Origin of the sequence: Bradyrhizobium sp. 155, from assembly GCF_023101105.1 — a bacterium.
GTDB classification, from domain to species: domain Bacteria; phylum Pseudomonadota; class Alphaproteobacteria; order Rhizobiales; family Xanthobacteraceae; genus Bradyrhizobium; species Bradyrhizobium canariense_D.
Map to the genome: position 1 here is coordinate 2,375,824 of NZ_CP064704.1, position 15,472 is coordinate 2,391,295.

Sequence of the window (15,472 nt, forward strand, 5' to 3'; positions counted from 1 at the left end):
CCGATAAACACGCAATCCTGGCGCCAGTCATTCCGGCTCATGAAAAAGGGCCAGCCCCGAGGCTGACCCTTTTGAGTATATTATGTAAGCCGTTAGTAACGAGAAGCCGAGGCAGCGCCCCAATTGAACCGGTAGTTCAGGCCGGCCTTGATGGTGTGCTCGTCATTGCGGAAACCGACGGCGGTCACAAGACCAGCGGCGCTGGTGAAGAGAGCGTTCCGGGTGCCGAAGTCATAGTACTGATATTCGACCTTGCCCGACCAGTTCTGGGCGAACAGGTATTCGAGACCACCGCCTACCGTGTAGCCATCGCGACCACCGCCGTTGTTGGTGAAGGTGCCGCCGCCGAAGCCATTCGTAAGGCGGGAGTCAGCCCAGGCATAACCGCCTTTGACGTACACCATCGCCGGACCCCAGGTGTAGCCAAGGCGACCGGTGACCGAACCGAGCCCACGGTTGACGAAGGGATTGTCATTGGTGTCGAGGAAGCTGTAGTTCGCTTCAATGCCCAGCACCCAGTTCGGTGAGAACTGATGGTCGTAACCGACCTGCGCGCCGCCCATGAACACACCATCGTTGCTGTTGGTGCCGGTGAAGCCGGGGGCCAGAATGTTGTTGTTGCCACCGAATGCGCCACCGACGTGACCGCCGATGTAAAAGCCGGTCCAGTTGTAAATCGGCGAGGCCTCCATCGCTGGGGCTTTGGTGTAAGGACGCGCGGCCATATCAGCTGCCGATGCCGTACCCGCTAGGGCGGCAAAAGCGACGGTAGCTAGAAGGAATTTTTTCATTTCGAGTCTCTCAGGTTTCAAAAGCTGTGCCAAAAGCTACCCCAATCCACCGAATTTGCTGTAGCGCGGCAGACACACAGCGCACTGGAATGCTGAAGCGCACCATTTTTCGCGCGCGACCGCAGGCAACGGCGCCAGCTTGATTGCGGAACATTCCACCCTCAATCGCTGCCACTACACGCTTGCGAAGATCAAGAGAGTAAGGCTTGCCTATCCATGTTGGCCTCCGCCCAGCCAGCATGGCGGCGAGACACTCTGATTTGGGCATGCCAAATGGATTCCGCCTAACCCCGTCGCGCTTGAGTTTATCGAGTTATGCGCTTAGCCATCTTAATGCCCGCAAGGCGATCACTGGTCATCCTCGAGCGGTTCTGACGATTTAATCGCTGCGCCTCTTCCGGGGTCAGGAGCACGAGACGAAAGTGCTTCTTCACAAAATGGCGAAGGCGTCGTCGTCTAGCTCATCGATCCTGTTGATTGCTATTCGCGTGAGGTCTCTGACCGGGGAGACGTGCTCGATCAGAACCTTGCCACCACGGTCGAACGCTGCTCGCGCGGCAACAGAGAACTCGGCTCTGTCATAGTTGCGGAGATGTTAATGTGGCTCAGCTCCGGGTAGACCAGATACTGGCCGAGGATGTTCAGTATCCGCTCGGCGCTGTGAATGGCTCCGCCGTTATCGGCGAAGCCCGTCGCGCGCATTTGCTTGCACAGCTTCGAAGCCAGCCGGAACATCGGGATCAAGTTGCCGGGATGATACTTACGCCGCTTCATGGAGGGGGCTCTCTCGATGGAGCTGCTATCATGGGTCGTGATACTGAGGCACGCAGGGCGGCGGGACTATCTATTTCATCCGATAGGACAGCAGCACTGGCTTGATCCGCATCGTCGCCGCTGACACATCATAGTCCATCGGGGATACGTTGGCCCCGACATACAGGCAACGCATCGACTGCCTCATGCGATGACGTATCCACTGCCTCATTCATGAAGGTTGTGCGTCCTGTGGGTGGCAGGCTTGGGCCACGTTCGAGCACCGCTCGGCGCGGCAAACCTCTACGCAAACGCAACGCAACGACACAAGCCGCTGAGGGAAACCTTGGCGGCTTTTGCGTGGAGGCACTATCAGCGGTCGTCTTCATGGCCCAACAGCAGCTTGTGCGTCACGCGATTGATGAAATGGTTTTTGCCGCAGCCTGGGCATTGCACGAGGATGAAGGAGGCGCGTGCCGCATTCGACTCAGCGTCGAACCGGTGCTGAACGTACTCGCCGCTTGTCGCGCAACGAACGTGTCCATCATAGCCCAGCATCGGCCATGGCAGCGCCCGGCCCATGACCTAGGTCAATGTTCCCGGTGCACTTACCGCGGCCGCGCTTGCCACGGTTGATATCCTCCGCCTGTGCAGAGGCAGGTCCGGAGCCCCATCATGAGGTGATGGCGATCTAAGCCAAACCTCATCCGAGTTTGCGACAGAGAAAATGCATGGAACGGATCAATGAGCGCATCCAGAGTCTGGCCCGTCGGCCGCATCGGCGATCGCGCCATTACAACGAACTACCTCCGGCCTTTGTCAACGCAATCGGGCCTTTTGCGAAGTGGCCGCCGACACCGACTACGTCCGATCATCGGGATAGACCGGAAGTGCGCGGCAAAATCAAAACGGCGCTTTGATCCGAGGCGGATTCCACCGGCCCGCTTCAGCCTTGTCGCGGCCACTGATTGCGGGCAGACTAGCAGTGGCAGAGAGGGCAAGAGCTATGCAACGTCGGCTTGCGGCCATTCTAGCGGCGGATGTGGTCGGCTACAGCCGCCTCATGGGCGCCGACGAGGTGGGGACCCTCAATTCCCTCAAGTCGCACCGCCGGGAACTGGTCGACTGCGGCATTTCCGAGCACCACGGCCGCATCGTCAAAACCACCGGCGATGGGATGCTGGTGGAATTCGCCAGCGTCGTGGATGCGGTCGGCTGTGCGGTCAAGATTCAGCGCAGCATGGTGGGGCGCAACGCAGGGATCGCTGCGGAACGGCAGGTCGTGTTCCGGATCGGGATCAACGTCGGCGATATTATCATCGACGGCGACGATATCTTCGGCGACGGCGTCAACATCGCGGCACGCTTGGAAACGCTCTGCGAGCCCGGCGGCGTATGCATATCCAGGGCGGCGAACGACCAGATCCGGGACAAGCTGTCGATGGCTTTTGCTGATTTGGGCGAGCAGGCTGTGAAGAACATCTCGCGCGCGGTCGGCGTGTTCGGGCTCACTGCCAAGGACATCGAGGCAATTCCAGACGCCGCGATTCCCTCGTCTGCGGAAGACACCGTGGCGGCGTCAACCGTCCAACACAAGCAGGAAATTCACTTCTGCCAGACCGGCGACGGCGTGCAGCTGGCCTACGCCCGGATGGGCCAAGGGCATCCGCTGGTGAAGACAGGGCACTGGATGACCCACATCGAATTCGACTTCGAAAGTCCGATCTGGCGGCATCTCTACCAGGAATTTTCCCGCGAGCACCTTTTCATCCGATATGACGCAAGGGGAAATGGGCTTTCGGATCGTGACATCCCGGACGTAACATTCGAGCGGTTCGTCGACGACCTCGATGCGGTGGTCGACGCCGCGGGCATCGAACGGTTCGCGCTGCTCGGCATATCCCAGGGGTGCGCGGTCTCGATTGCCTACGCGGTCCGGCATCCGGAGCGAGTGTCGCATCTGATTCTCTACGGAGGTTATGTCGTCGGCTGGAAGAAGCGCGCCAGGACCGAGGCGGAGAACGCGGCCGGGGATGCGATGCTGACGCTGATGCGGCTAGGATGGGGTCAGGAAAACCCGGCCTTCAGGCAGATGTTCACGTCCCAGTTTATTCCGGACGCTAACAAGGAGCAGGCCGACTGGTTTAACGAGCTACAGCGTATCTCGAGCTCGGCCGAAGACGCAGCGCGCAATTTACTGGCAAATGGCGAAGTGGAAATCAGTTCACTACTGCCGCAGGTCAAGGTGCCGACCCTTGTCATGCATTGCCGCAACGACGCGAGAGTGCCGTTCGAGTCGGGCCGTCGGCTGGCCGCGGGGATTCCCGGCGCCCGCTTTGTCCCGCTCGAAGGCCGGAATCACATCATGCTGGAGGGCGAGCCGGCTTTGGCACGCTTTCTCGACGAGCTACGATCATTTCTCGCCTCCGATACTCAACACTAAAGGTACTGGATACGGCGGCTCCGTTTCGCCGACCAATATGCGCCACGGGTTTCCCCTTGATGTCTGTTCTAGGCCAAGCGAAGTGCACGATGTCCGCTATTTGGGTCGCTATCGGGGGAAAGCGGACGTCGCACACAATCCGCGGACGGTCTTACTGCGCTAAAAATCCGAATGCGACAACCAGTGCCACCATGCTTGCGAAAATCAGCAGTGCCGGGAGGGATTTTCGGGTCATTGGCCTCGTCGAATGGCGCGCAGCCGATTGACCGGGTTGAGGTCTAGGCGGTCTCTGGGACCGCACGGCTTTGCCCTCTGTCGTTGGCGTCCGAGCCTTTGGTTCCGGCGCTGCGCCTACGCCTCCCATCTCGCTGTAATAAGCGCTGTAGACCTCGCGAACGGCTAGGGCCATGGACTCGGCCTCGCTCATTGTCTCGAGCCGAGTTCGATAGTTAGTCAGAAAGCTTTGGGCGCTGGACGGCAGGTCATCGAAACCACCGAGCTTGGCCATCATGAGCCAGGTGGCAAAATCCGCCTCAGCCTTCGTGCGCGCTCTCTTGGCGATACTGGCGTTGGAGCTAGAGGACATGGTGGTCCGATTGGTTTGAACCCGGCCGCGAAGCGCGGCGGGAAAGGCAATTGGCAATCCAATCACAGTAATGACGGCGCGGGAGAGTTCAAACGCAAACCTTACGAACTAGTCGGCTCCTGACCTGGTTGAAGGGACTAAGCAGGCTAACTAGGGACCCAACCAGCTGAAGTTGATTATCCATATTGGGACGTGAGCTATGTCGACGGTCGTCCCTGGCTTATGGCACGATTGGGCATGAACCCAACCCGCAAGAACCGTTAGACATCAGATGCAGCCGTCCAGCGCTCGATCAGGCGTAAAGCTATGCTGGCGAGCAAAATCCCGAGCAACCCGCCGACCACCTTTTCGGACGCATCCAGCAATCTAGCATGGCGATCTGGCGTCAGCTTTTGCAACAATTCCAGCACCACTGCGCTACCAAGCACGAGGCTGCACACCAGCGTCATCCGGTCCCGGTACGCGGCACAAAATGCCAAACCTAGGAACGCAAAGGCCGCGACGTGTCGATATTGGCCGAACTGCTCAGTTGAGGCCTGTCGTGGATTGGAGACAGACTTGCGTAGGTGATAAAGGCAAGAGAAGCCCACGCCACGGCAACTGAAATTCTATACAGCATAGTAGCGACTGACCCCGAGTAGTTGCCGCAATATACTTCAGCGCCGACCGGTCCAGCGGCTCGCATTTGCCAGGGTGGTGGCTGCGGTTCTTCACCTGATCCAGACCTTCTGCCGCCGCGCGGCAGGGCAGTACGACCAATGGTAGGCGCACCAGAACGTAACTTTTCGTGATTGAACAATTAAAGGATTTAATTTATTTAATTTGCTTTAAGTTAAATAGTCGCAGTTAGCCCGAGGGGGAATACCTGATGCCCACAACAGAAGAAGACGAAGACCGCCGGGAGTTCTTGAAGATGTGTGGCAGGTTTGCTGCCATAACCCCGCCAGCGATGACTCTACTCCTGTCGACGTCGTTGACGTCAACAGCCATCGCACGTTCCGGCGCCCAAGACGGAGCAGGATATAGCGGCGGCGGCAGCAGTCATTCAGCCTTCGACAATGATCCACACAGCGCGACCGAGGATCACTCGACCAAGGAGTATTCATCAGCCGGCGGCGGTGGTGGGGGCTCCGGCGGGGGTGGCGGCGAGAACTCGGGTGGCGCAAAGGGGTCCAAGGTCGCGCATTCCGGAGAGGAAGGCTCCCGATCTGGAGGTGGCGGCGGTAACAAGGGCTCCTCGGGCTTTGGCGGCCAGGATGGAGATGACAAGAAGAAAAAGAATGAGCGCGATTGAAAAGGACAAGTGGAGCGCCGCTTAGCTGCTGTCTGGTGGGGGGAACATGCGCCGTCTCAAGGTGACAATCCTGGTCTTGGCATATGCGGTGATATCGCCCGCGTCTGCGCAAACCTGTTGCCCCACCGGCTGCGCGCCAGACGCCAATCGGTGCGTGAGCAGCGGTCCGCTGTGGACCAGATGCCTTCCTATCGCCTGCGCCGAAGATTCTCGAGGGCCGTCACGTGGGTCCGCGGTGAGCAAGCACAGAGCCGCCGTGCTCGCCCGCCGGCCAGCGCGTACCTACGTGGTCCCAGCTCAGATTCCCCCAGAGTGCCCATTGGTGAAACCGACCAAGGCGCAGGTCGGCGACGCGACCACTCAATGCGTGAACGTGTTGACTCGAAATGCGCAGTTGCGGGATTGCTTTTTTGAGGACGACGCCGGGAGGGCCGAAGACGAAAGAACCGGCCTGAACTGCCCCGATCGCCAAGCTGCGCTGGCGAGGCAGTGTCTAAAGCGCTGCGTCAACTATGCATCCGATACGACACATTTGGTTTGCGCCGGCAGCTATCCGAACACCGTCTGGCGTGTGTCTTTTGGAGCTATCTCGGGCTACGCTCTCGGTTCCGAGCATGTCGACTTTTGCGGCCCTCCGCTAAGAACGCTGCGGCCAGCTCCAACGCGCTGAGGTGCGCTGGACTGAGCCCTTGGCTGCCATCAGGGGCAGGACAAGGGGCCGCCAACTGGCCCTGCTGGGAGCGCAGCGGCAGTGAAAGCCGCGGACGTCGCACAGTGCCGGGCGGCCCCAGCGCCGCGGCGAACGGCCTTGATGGCCCACGGCAGACCCTACATGATCTCACGGGGTCATGGGTTTGAGAGCTCCATGGTGTGATGACGCCCTGCATCCGCGACGGCTGCTCACCTCGGCGTGGTGCATTGATCGTGCGCGGACCGGCAGCCTCAGCAGCCGGATCAAGGCTGATGCGGCTCGATCGAATGGCGCGACCCGCGGGCACTTTTGTTGTCCACAGTGTGAGTTGCGACACACGGTATTGGCGCGACTCGTTATAAGTTTAACCCGCGCCTTCATGGCGCCTTTCCTCCCTGACCTTGAGCCCGTCGCAAATGACGGGCTTCCTTGTAGGGGTATTACAGGGACGCTAGATCTGCTGCGACGGAATCCGACTGGGCCTGGACAGTTGCAATCAAGTCCGTGCGGCATAGATCCCGCACGGACTTGATTCATTGGGAACTGGGCTACCCAATCATCAACTCCGCGGCCATCACAGCTCTCGATCCATTGCTGGGTGCCTGCGGTTCTTCACCTTGATCCAGTGCTTTTGCCTGCCGCCGCGGTAGGGCCGATCGCGATGCTTCGAGACGAGACCTTCAAGGCCCATGCGGCAGGCCGCCCGGAAAAGCTCCGGTCCGATAGTGCAGCCCATTGAAGTCTGAAACCCCATCAACGCCAAGGATCACCGCCTCGCCGTCAATGACGAAATGCTTCTGCCGGTTCTTCAGAGCGGCCTCGGCAATCCAGGGATAGCGCTTGGTCCAGTCGGTGCCATTGCGGGAGAGCAGGCGCACACGGTCGTTCTCCCGAATGACCAGCATCCGATAGCCGTCGTGCTTTACTTCGTGGATCCAGTCCGGCTCCGAAGGGACCTGCTTGCACGGATCTCCTGGCAACGCGCCTCCTGGCCATGCACACCGGCTCGCCAACCACCTTTCAGCCGACCTAGGGTGGGATTGTCATTTGGCCTGCAATATTTGACCCCCCGTATTGCCGCATCTGCGAATGTTACCCTGATGGCGCCATTGTCCGTCCCATGACATCCGTCCAATGGGACAAATTTGTCCGCCGTGCGTTGCGGGACGCCTTGCAAATCCTCTTTGCTGCTGCCGAGTGAGATGTAGGCGAGCGAGCCCAGCAATTCGAATTCTTCAAAGAAGGGGGTGTAACCTTCTGACGAAAACAAATAGTCGCCGGTCCAAGTCTGAAAGATATCATGCAGTGGTCGCTGAGGGCCGTCTTGCGCCGCTCAAGGCCGGGCACAATTTGCCACACGTTGTTTTCCCCGCCGGCCCATGCGCTGAGGAACAGGTGACCGACCACGTTTGAGGTGGTGTCGCGGTCGGTTACCAGCGGGAAGGTGAACAGTTTGAAGAGGTCCGCATATCGTCGAGCGGCCAGCAAGCCGAGGCCGTAAGCATAGCCGGGCGCGGAGTCGCTGACATACCGAAGCCCTTCTTCCGCGATGGTGGCCGCCACTTCGGCGGTGCGGTCCAGAACCTGTTCTTCGTTGCCGGACTCTCGGAGCATGGACCTGTCCCTCGGAAGCACCCTGGGATCGAGGCTCCACTTCTCCTAAAGGGATGAAGACACCAGTTAGTTCCGTTCTGAGATCGGTGGATGCAATCCATCTCAGGTGAAGGCCGGGCCGGTTCCTTTTCGACAACGCGCTGCCAGTCGTTGAGCGGCGTAGCTTAACTTCAGACAATCGCCACAAATTTCACCGACACCACCCCACAGTCAATTCACGATGGCCGCTATGTCCCAGTATTCACTAAACGTATTGCGTCAGCGCTATGTCGTTGAGAAAAGACCACTCGAGGCCAGCGTCGAGCAGATATTGCGGGCCGACACCCGCGCGGGAGCCGGTGCCATCCTGGCTTCAATCGATAAACGGCGTTTCGAAAACAGGTCCGAAGGGCAGCGCCTCCGCAAGATGCTCAGTTTCGAAACCTCTCTCTGGGAGAGCGGCCTTCATGCCGTGGCGGGCGTGGACGAGGCTGGAATGAGCCCTCTCGCCGGGCCAGTCTCCGCTGGCGCCGTGATCCTGAAGCCCGGTACGCGGATAGTCGGGATCGACGACTCGAAGAAACTCGACGCTGCCGCTCGCGAGGAACTCGCGAAGGAGATCAAGGCAAAGGCAGAGAGTTGGTGTGTGGCTTTCGTGGAGGTCGAGGAGATCGACGCGATCAACATTTATTGGGCGGGCATCCAGGCCATGCAGCGCGCGGTCAGGGGACTAGGATTGACGCCGCGGCCTTTGCTGATTGACGCGAAGCGGTTGAAGGAAATCGACATCCCTCAGCAAGCCATCATCAAGGGCGACGCCAAGTCCGCCAGCATCGCTGCTGGTCGATCCTGGCGAAAGTCGAGCGCGACACGGTCATGCGGACGCTCGACGTGCGCCACCCCGGGTACGGATTCGCGGATCACAAAGGCTACCCGGTGCCGGCTCATTATGAGGCGCTCGCCAAGCTTGGTGCGTGCGCAGCTCACAGGAGGTCGTTCGGACCTGTACGCAAGGCTCTCGGGTTGCCGCCCCTGCCGCCGTGGTCGTCAGCATCCGAGCGCGAAGCCGGCTGAGCCCAAGTCTTTTGCTCCGCCGCAGCGGCCTTATTTTCGCGACCAACTCTTTTCGCGAACGATGTCCTTGGCCTTTTTGTCGGACCGCAGGCCGAGATAGACCGGCTGGCGCAGCTCGCCCTTGCCGGTCCACTCGGCGAATTTTACTTCCGCGACCAGCGAAGGCCGCACCCAGGTCGTGACCTGCTCATCTTTCACCTTCGCAGGAAAGGGCGATTTGGCCGTCTTGAGCCTCACGAGCTTGCCGTGAAGCTCTTCGAGAACCTGGTGGCTGAAGCCCGTGCCGACGTGGCCGATGTACCGCCATGCATCCCCTTCGCGTACCGCCAGCACGAGCGCGCCGAAGAAGGGCCGAGTTCGCCTCGGCGCCGTGAAGCCGGCAATCACGACCTCCTGCCGCTGCGCGGTCTTCACCTTCAGCCAATCGGCGGTCCGGCGTCCCGACGCGTACGGGCTGTCGGCGCGCTTGGCCATGACGCCTTCGAGATGTCTCCGCTCGGCTTCCGCGAAGAACTTCGTTCCCTTGCCTTTGCGGTGGTTGCTGAACGCGATCAGCTTGTGGCGCGGCAGGATGGCCTCTAGCCGCTTCTTGCGCTCAAGGAGCGGCAGCGCACGCAGGTCCTCGCCGTCTGCAAACATGAGGTCGAACGCGCAGTACAAGAGCTTGGCCTCATGGCGCAGGGCGTTCTATAGCAACTGGAAATGGGATACGCCGTCCTCACCGATCGCGACCAGCTCTCCATCGATCACAGCGTTCGCCTTCACGCCCTCTAGCGCTTTCGCGACCTCCACGTAGGAGTGGCTGATGATCTTCCCGTTACGGCTGTAGAGCGCGACCTGATCACGCCGGATCTCCGCGACCATGCGGAAACCATCGAATTTGTCCTCGAAGACCCAATCTGGATCGTCGAATGGCGCATCCGTGAGCGTGGCCAACATGGGCTGCAGGCGACGAGGCAGGGTCGATTTGCGGGCCATGATAGGGTCTTTCTACACGGCCGGCAGTGGCCGAAAGGGGGAAGACGGGACGCGAGCCCGGGCGGTATCACCGGCCGCGACCATCCCGCCGGCCCGTACCACGCCGAGCACCCCGGATTTGAACGGAGGGCCCGTTTCCGCCGACGAGAGCACCTGTCGCTTCAGGCCGGCCCGAAAGCGGTCGATAAGGAGACAGGGCGTCCGGAGACCGGTCAGCTCGACGATGGCCGAGGGGCCCAACTCGATGAAGGTGCCGAGCGGCATCCGCTCCAGGTCCAGGCCAGTCGTTGTGATATTCTCACCCATATCCCCTGCTGACACCTCGAAGCCGGCTTCCGAGAGGAATGCAAAAAGCTCGGCCGGGATCAGGTGGACCTGCCGGAGATTGGGCAGGCGAGGTCGGCGGCGGGCGAGATAGCGGTGCCGGACGAAAGGGCCGGCGTGGGCGTCGCCTTGGACGCCGTGGCCCTCCACCAGAACGATATGGTCCTGGACTGGTTTGCTGAAGTGGTGCCCAGGGTCGGCGGCGACCGCCGTCACCTTTCCCTCGAGCGAGAGATCGTGCGCCTCCGGCATCAGGCGGCGCGGGCGAGCGAGCGCCGCTTCTGGCGGAAGTAGCGCGTGATCTCGGGAAGCTTCATCGCGTTCAGGACCCGGTCGGCAGGGACGCCGCCCTTTCGGGCCATCAGGACGCCCCAGTGCATGTGGTCGAGTTCGGGGATCGAGTGCGCGTCCGGATTGATGCTCAGCATGCAGCCGAACTCGAGGGCGGCCTGGTGCCAGCGCCAGTCCAGATCGAGCCGCCATGGATGAGCATTGATCTCGACAACGACGTCATGCTTGGCGCAGGCGCGCAGCACCTTCTCGACGTCGATGTCGTAGCCGGGCCGCCGCTGGAGCTGCCGCCCGGTCATATGACCGATGATGGTGGTGTAGGGGTTGGAAATAGCCCGAAGCAGGCGCTGCGTCTGCGCCTTCCGGTCCAGTTTGAAGCGACCATGGATGCTCGCGACCACGAAATCGAAGCGCTCCAGCACGTCGTCGTCATAGTCGAGCGACCCGTCCGCCAGGATGTCGGACTCGATGCCTTTGAGGATCCGGAAGTCCTTGCCGAAGCGCTTGTTCAGTCGATCCGCTTCGCGGTGCTGCTGCGCGATCTCCTCAACGGAGAGACCGCCGGCATAGTGGGCGGACTTGGAATGGTCAGCCACGCCGAAATACTCGAAGCCTCGCTGGCGCGTGGCCTTGGCCATGGTCTCCAGGGTCTCGGTGCCGTCGGAGGCATCGGTGTGGCAGTGAAGGATGCCGCGCAGGTCCTGGTCGGTGACGAGCTTCGGGAGCTTGCCTTTCAGAGCCGCCTCGACCTCTCCGCGCCCCTCCCGCAGTTCAGGATCGATGAACGGCAGGTCGAGGGCGCTATAGATCTCGGCCTCGTCGCCGGCGATCAGGGTGCGATCCTTGTGCAACCCGTCGTTCTCCAGCCGTATTCCTTTCTCCGCGGCCAAAGCCTGGAGCTGCTCAAGGTGAGCGGCAGAGCCGGTGGCGAAAAGAAGGGCGGCACCGAAGTGCTTGCGGTCGGACAAGCGGATTTGCAGTCCGTCCGCCGCCGAAGCATTCGGCGCCTTCTCGATTTTAGCAGCCTCCGCAACGATCGTGAGATCGCCGACGAGTTCGCAGCCGCGGCGGAAGTCGCCTGCAATCGTCACCCGCTTGAGCTCCGGCCAGGCCTTCCGAAGCGAATCCTTAGCGTGCGAGAGCAGGGCGGCCGTACGGTGCAGATGGAGGCGACCTTCTCCGCCTTTCGCGATGGCCAGGTTCTGCAGAATCTTGGTCTGCAGTGCCGCGCCGAGTCCTTTCGCCTTCTTGATGCGGTCGTCCTTCGCCGCCGCCTCCAATTCCGCAAGGGACGTGATGCCGAGATCCTTGTATAGACGCAGCACCTTCTCGGGGCTGAGGCCGGGCACCGACAGCATCTCGAGCACGCCCTCCGGAATCTCCTTGCGCAGCGTTTCGAGACTCGGATGAGTGCCGGTCTTGTGGAGCTTGGTGATGATGTCCGCTATCGCATCGCCGACGCCGGGGATCTCGGTGAGCCGGTCTTCGGCGACAAGTACATCGAGTGGGACGGCAAGAGCTGCCAGGCTGTCAGCGGCCCGGGAATAGGCTTTTGTCCGGTAGGGGTTGCCGCCACGCAGTGCCGTGCGCTGCGCGTATTCTCGCAGGAGGCTTGCTACACCGCGGGCATTGAGAGAAGGCACTCAACAAGCCTCCCGTCGCGCGTCCTGAAACCTCGGCGGACCAGAACGGTTTCCAGCGCTCGAGCCTTCCCCGGGAGGACAGTCGAGAGACCTCTCAAGCTTCTGGGCTGCCCGGAAGTCCTCAAGGTGCTGTGCATTCGGGCCGTAAGCGGCTTCTTTCTTGAGGAGATTAAACATCCGCCCGCCCGGCAGCTGCAGATGCCTCATCCTGCCGTGCGGAATGGATCGAGCCTTACACGGAGCGCGGACAGCATAAGCCCGGAAGTAATCGAAAGCGTCTGACATGATGTCGATAACGCCTGGTCTCGCCTATAGTTCGGTCGCCGGCCTTCACCCCCTGGGGCGCGCCCCCAAAAGTGTAGGCCTATCCCTTTTGTAGAACTGATGCTGCACCTTTGCACGACCGACTTGGCCCGTACTGGATCTCGGGCAGCGGAAACGGCTTCAACAACGCCTAGGAACGAAACGCAGCCGCGTGGCTTGGTCGCGAAAGGAGCCGCGCCATGAAACACTCCGGCATTGCACTTGCGTTAGCTCTCGTCATCCCCTGCGCAGCCTTTGCTCAAGGTGGGGGGGGTGGCGGTGGCGGCGGTGGCGGTGGCGGCGGGTCTGCCGGTGGAAGCGCTGGCGGTGCGTCGTCCTCTGCAGGTGCAGGTGGTTCGACTGCGGCATCTCCGTCCGCTACAGGAGCAGCGGGCGCTGCGAACTCGGGCGGGACTGTAAGCCCATCGGCTACCGCCCCAAATGCAAATACAAATCCAACGACGGGCACCACGAATGCGATAACCGGTATCGCCAATGGTACACCCGGCCCTCAATCCGGGCGCGATCAGGGGGCGGTCAACGGAAATAGCACGAACCCGGCAAGCCCCGGCACCAACGCTGCGGGAACCGCAACTTCATCGGGAACGCCTGCGACTAACACACAGGGAGCCGCCGCGGGCGGCATCGGTCGGCCGACGACCACTGATCAACACGATAGTGACGCCAAGATCGATCAGGAGAACAGCAAAGTCGACCAGACCGTCAAAAAGATATGCAAGAATTGCTAAATCAACGGCGACAAAGGTGATGGATACAGAACCTTGAGGTAGGGCGCGGCGATGGGAGGAACAGAGCGCAGCAATGGAACGCTCTCAATCTTTACCCCCAGAATAAGATAAGAATAGAATGACCGAGAAGTTTGATCCCGTCCCGCTGGACAAACACGCGCAGATCCCAAGCGCAACCCCGAGGTATTTTTGATAGATACGATTAGCATTCCGAACAGGCCGTCGCAGCTCACCACGGCCTCTAAAAGCAGGAAGGGCTGCCGGTCGAGCGGGCAAGAATATCGTACGCTCCGTTGGAACCGAGTAGCGCTAGTCGCGAGCGTAAGAAGAGACCATTCGGGTCACCTGGTATTTGGTACAGGCACCGCCGCGACCTCGTTGAGAAATCATCAATTGTAGGTCACGCGTTTCTTTGAGAACCCAAGAACAGACGGGTTTGGTCTCCCACTACTGTCATGAGCCGGAAAAGCGCCGGCGAGAAGTAAGACCCCACCCGGTTTGTTACCTCGCCGATAATCTCTCAATATTCGCGGCAACCACTTTGCGGTAGTGATCAAGGACGTGACTGCAATCGCCACCGCGGATGAAAATGGTGCGAGCCTCTGCAGCAGCCTCGAGCTTCTCCGTCACCATAAGAAACGTTTCATCGGAGGTGCCATTACCCGCCGCAAGCTGGCGAAGCCGCATATCCATCACCTGGAGAGCATCGGCCATGAGTATCAGCGCTGAATACCAGAAAAACATGCGAACTCCGCTTGAACCCTTGCGCGACCGAGGCGTTCGCGGAGGGCATCTTCGCGGAACGCCCAGGTTAAGCGTCCTTGGCGCCGCAGGTTCCTAGGTGGAAAGGGCGGTCTGCCGCTTGGGGGTGGGAAGAAGAGAGCATGCGGTGCAGCGTTCTTGCGTTTCGCGGCGCATGGGCGTCGTAGTCGTTGTTGAAATAAATCCACGCTCTCTTTGCGGCGCTCGATTTGATCCTGCTGGCCCACTTCAAAAGCTCCTCGTCTGAGTAATTGTGCCGGTACCAGCGCTCAGGTCCATGGAGGCGGACATAGACCTCGTCAGCCGTCTGGACGAGCTCGTCAGGGAGACGCGGACCGCTGCAAGAGCAGAAGATGATCCCCGCTTTGCGGAAGGCACCGTAGACATCTTCGTTCCACCAGCTCTTGTGACGGAACTCAACCGCATTGCGGCGGGCCGGATCGAGCTGGCTGACGATCGAATTCAACCGGGCTTTGGTATAGCGGAAGCTCGGCGGCAGCTGGAAAAGAAAGCAGCCCATCCGCTCGCCGAGAATATCCGCGATGATGCCGAAATCCCGGATCAGCGTTTTTGTACCTTTGAATTTTTTGACGTGTGTGATGAGCTCGCAGACCTTGACTGTGTAGACGATATCCTTGCCGCCCGGCTGACGGCGCCACGCCTGAACATTCGCGACGGTCGGCCATGAATAAAAGGAAGCGTTGATCTCGACCGTGTCGAAGGCAGATGCGTAATGCACGAACCAGTCCGGCTGTGGCACTTCCGCATAAAATGAGTCCCGCCACTTCCAGTAACGCCAGCCGGAACACCCTACGAAGACGGTCTTCTTCAAAGCCGGCGCGGACTTCAGTCCCTCGCTCTCCATTTTGAGCCGGCTTCGGTGCATCTTCGCTGCGCGAGCGATATTGCTTTCGCGCTGTTTCTCGCGCCGAAGCTGACGCCGTTCGCGTCTTTCCTCGGGCGTCAATTCTTTGATCACGGGAGCTGCAGCCGGACGCGGCATCGGTCAGTCCTCCTCCTTGGCTTCCAAGCGGCGCTGCACGACTCCAGATCCTTCGCGAGAGCTCGGCCCTTTCCTCATGCTCCATTTCAGCTTCGAGAACTGCAGAACGATCGGCGCCTTGACGGAAGCAGGGGAAGCGCCGCTTGCCCGCTGCGACCGCCGACACAAAACAAGCCTGCCGATTGAAAGCGTCG

Annotated in this window: 12 protein-coding genes and 3 pseudogenes; 3 read left to right on the plus strand and 12 right to left on the minus strand. The window is 60.5% G+C overall.

The genetic code is table 11. From position 1 onward, the window contains the following. Positions 1–92: 92 nt before the first annotated feature. The 3 genes from IVA93_RS11500 to IVA93_RS11510 all read right to left on the minus strand — a co-directional run bounded on the left by IVA93_RS11500 (position 93) and on the right by IVA93_RS11510 (position 2,126). Positions 93–791 (minus strand): outer membrane protein, encoded by a 699-nt coding sequence (locus IVA93_RS11500; RefSeq protein WP_247789781.1) that lies wholly within the window; start codon positions 789–791, stop codon positions 93–95. 519 nt (positions 792–1,310) lie between these two features. Next, complete coding sequence (locus tag IVA93_RS11505; protein WP_247370328.1) at positions 1,311–1,565, minus strand: hypothetical protein; 255 nt, start codon at positions 1,563–1,565, stop codon at positions 1,311–1,313. A gap of 351 nt (positions 1,566–1,916) precedes the next feature. Next, the gene (locus IVA93_RS11510; protein WP_247370330.1) at positions 1,917–2,126 is read right to left on the minus strand and encodes a hypothetical protein; all 210 of its coding nucleotides are present in this window, start codon (positions 2,124–2,126) and stop codon (positions 1,917–1,919) included. Positions 2,127–2,550: 424 nt separating this feature from the next. On the opposite strand from IVA93_RS11510, the gene IVA93_RS40915 reads away from it, so the two are divergent. After that, positions 2,551–3,987, plus strand: coding sequence for an alpha/beta fold hydrolase (locus IVA93_RS40915; protein ID WP_346771679.1), 1,437 nt, complete (start codon positions 2,551–2,553; stop codon positions 3,985–3,987). A gap of 151 nt (positions 3,988–4,138) precedes the next feature. Here IVA93_RS40915 and IVA93_RS11525 read toward each other — a convergent pair whose 3' ends face one another. Both IVA93_RS11525 and IVA93_RS11530 read right to left on the minus strand, forming a co-directional pair. Beyond that, positions 4,139–4,573, minus strand: coding sequence for a hypothetical protein (locus IVA93_RS11525; protein ID WP_247370331.1), 435 nt, complete (start codon positions 4,571–4,573; stop codon positions 4,139–4,141). A gap of 260 nt (positions 4,574–4,833) precedes the next feature. Beyond that, positions 4,834–5,022 carry a hypothetical protein gene (locus tag IVA93_RS11530; RefSeq protein ID WP_247789782.1) on the minus strand — a complete coding sequence of 63 codons (189 nt, stop codon included), beginning with the start codon at positions 5,020–5,022 and terminating at the stop codon, positions 4,834–4,836. Between the two features lie 419 nt (positions 5,023–5,441). Here IVA93_RS11530 and IVA93_RS11535 point away from each other — a divergent pair. Further along, positions 5,442–5,639 (plus strand): annotated as a pseudogene (locus IVA93_RS11535) (hypothetical protein); the annotation flags it as partial. Positions 5,640–7,238: 1,599 nt separating this feature from the next. On the opposite strand, the gene IVA93_RS11540 reads toward IVA93_RS11535, so the two are convergent. Together IVA93_RS11540 and IVA93_RS11545 are read right to left on the minus strand one after the other, a co-directional pair. Continuing rightward, entirely contained in the window at positions 7,239–7,538 is a 300-nt protein-coding gene (locus IVA93_RS11540) for an ATP-dependent DNA ligase (RefSeq protein WP_524536859.1), read from the minus strand. Between the two features lie 112 nt (positions 7,539–7,650). Further along, entirely contained in the window at positions 7,651–8,172 is a 522-nt protein-coding gene (locus IVA93_RS11545) for a hypothetical protein (RefSeq protein ID WP_247789783.1), read from the minus strand. Between the two features lie 229 nt (positions 8,173–8,401). Between IVA93_RS11545 and rnhB the strand changes: the two are divergent. After that, positions 8,402–9,225 (plus strand): annotated as a pseudogene (gene rnhB / locus IVA93_RS11550) (ribonuclease HII). Positions 9,226–9,255: 30 nt separating this feature from the next. Here the strand turns inward: rnhB and ligD are convergent. The 5 genes and pseudogenes from ligD to IVA93_RS11575 all read right to left on the minus strand — a co-directional run bounded on the left by ligD (position 9,256) and on the right by IVA93_RS11575 (position 15,278). Next, a pseudogene (gene ligD, locus IVA93_RS11555) lies at positions 9,256–10,203 on the minus strand (non-homologous end-joining DNA ligase). Positions 10,204–10,215: 12 nt separating this feature from the next. Continuing rightward, positions 10,216–10,779, minus strand: coding sequence for an MOSC domain-containing protein (locus IVA93_RS11560; protein ID WP_247372805.1), 564 nt, complete (start codon positions 10,777–10,779; stop codon positions 10,216–10,218). After that, positions 10,779–12,461 carry a DNA polymerase/3'-5' exonuclease PolX gene (locus IVA93_RS11565; RefSeq protein ID WP_247789784.1) on the minus strand — a complete coding sequence of 561 codons (1,683 nt, stop codon included), beginning with the start codon at positions 12,459–12,461 and terminating at the stop codon, positions 10,779–10,781. The genes IVA93_RS11560 and IVA93_RS11565 overlap by 1 nt, the downstream gene beginning before the upstream one ends. A 1,553-nt stretch (positions 12,462–14,014) precedes the next feature. Further along, positions 14,015–14,257, minus strand: coding sequence for a hypothetical protein (locus tag IVA93_RS11570; protein WP_247789785.1), 243 nt, complete (start codon positions 14,255–14,257; stop codon positions 14,015–14,017). A gap of 67 nt (positions 14,258–14,324) precedes the next feature. Next, positions 14,325–15,278 (minus strand): DUF72 domain-containing protein, encoded by a 954-nt coding sequence (locus IVA93_RS11575; RefSeq protein ID WP_247372813.1) that lies wholly within the window; start codon positions 15,276–15,278, stop codon positions 14,325–14,327. Positions 15,279–15,472 lie beyond the last annotated feature (194 nt).

Bases quoted from the DNA above. Each gene is read 5' to 3' on its own strand.
- IVA93_RS11500 (WP_247789781.1), bottom strand. From the start codon at position 791: ATGAAAAAATTCCTTCTAGCTACCGTCGCTTTTGCCGCCCTAGCGGGT.
- IVA93_RS11505 (WP_247370328.1), bottom strand. From the start codon at position 1,565: ATGAAGCGGCGTAAGTATCATCCCGGCAACTTGATCCCGATGTTCCGG.
- IVA93_RS11510 (WP_247370330.1), bottom strand. From the start codon at position 2,126: ATGGGCCGGGCGCTGCCATGGCCGATGCTGGGCTATGATGGACACGTT.
- IVA93_RS40915 (WP_346771679.1), top strand. From the start codon at position 2,551: ATGCAACGTCGGCTTGCGGCCATTCTAGCGGCGGATGTGGTCGGCTAC.
- IVA93_RS11525 (WP_247370331.1), bottom strand. From the start codon at position 4,573: ATGTCCTCTAGCTCCAACGCCAGTATCGCCAAGAGAGCGCGCACGAAG.
- IVA93_RS11530 (WP_247789782.1), bottom strand. From the start codon at position 5,022: ATGACGCTGGTGTGCAGCCTCGTGCTTGGTAGCGCAGTGGTGCTGGAA.
- IVA93_RS11545 (WP_247789783.1), bottom strand. From the start codon at position 8,172: ATGCTCCGAGAGTCCGGCAACGAAGAACAGGTTCTGGACCGCACCGCC.
- IVA93_RS11560 (WP_247372805.1), bottom strand. From the start codon at position 10,779: ATGCCGGAGGCGCACGATCTCTCGCTCGAGGGAAAGGTGACGGCGGTC.
- IVA93_RS11570 (WP_247789785.1), bottom strand. From the start codon at position 14,257: ATGTTTTTCTGGTATTCAGCGCTGATACTCATGGCCGATGCTCTCCAG.
- IVA93_RS11575 (WP_247372813.1), bottom strand. From the start codon at position 15,278: ATGCCGCGTCCGGCTGCAGCTCCCGTGATCAAAGAATTGACGCCCGAG.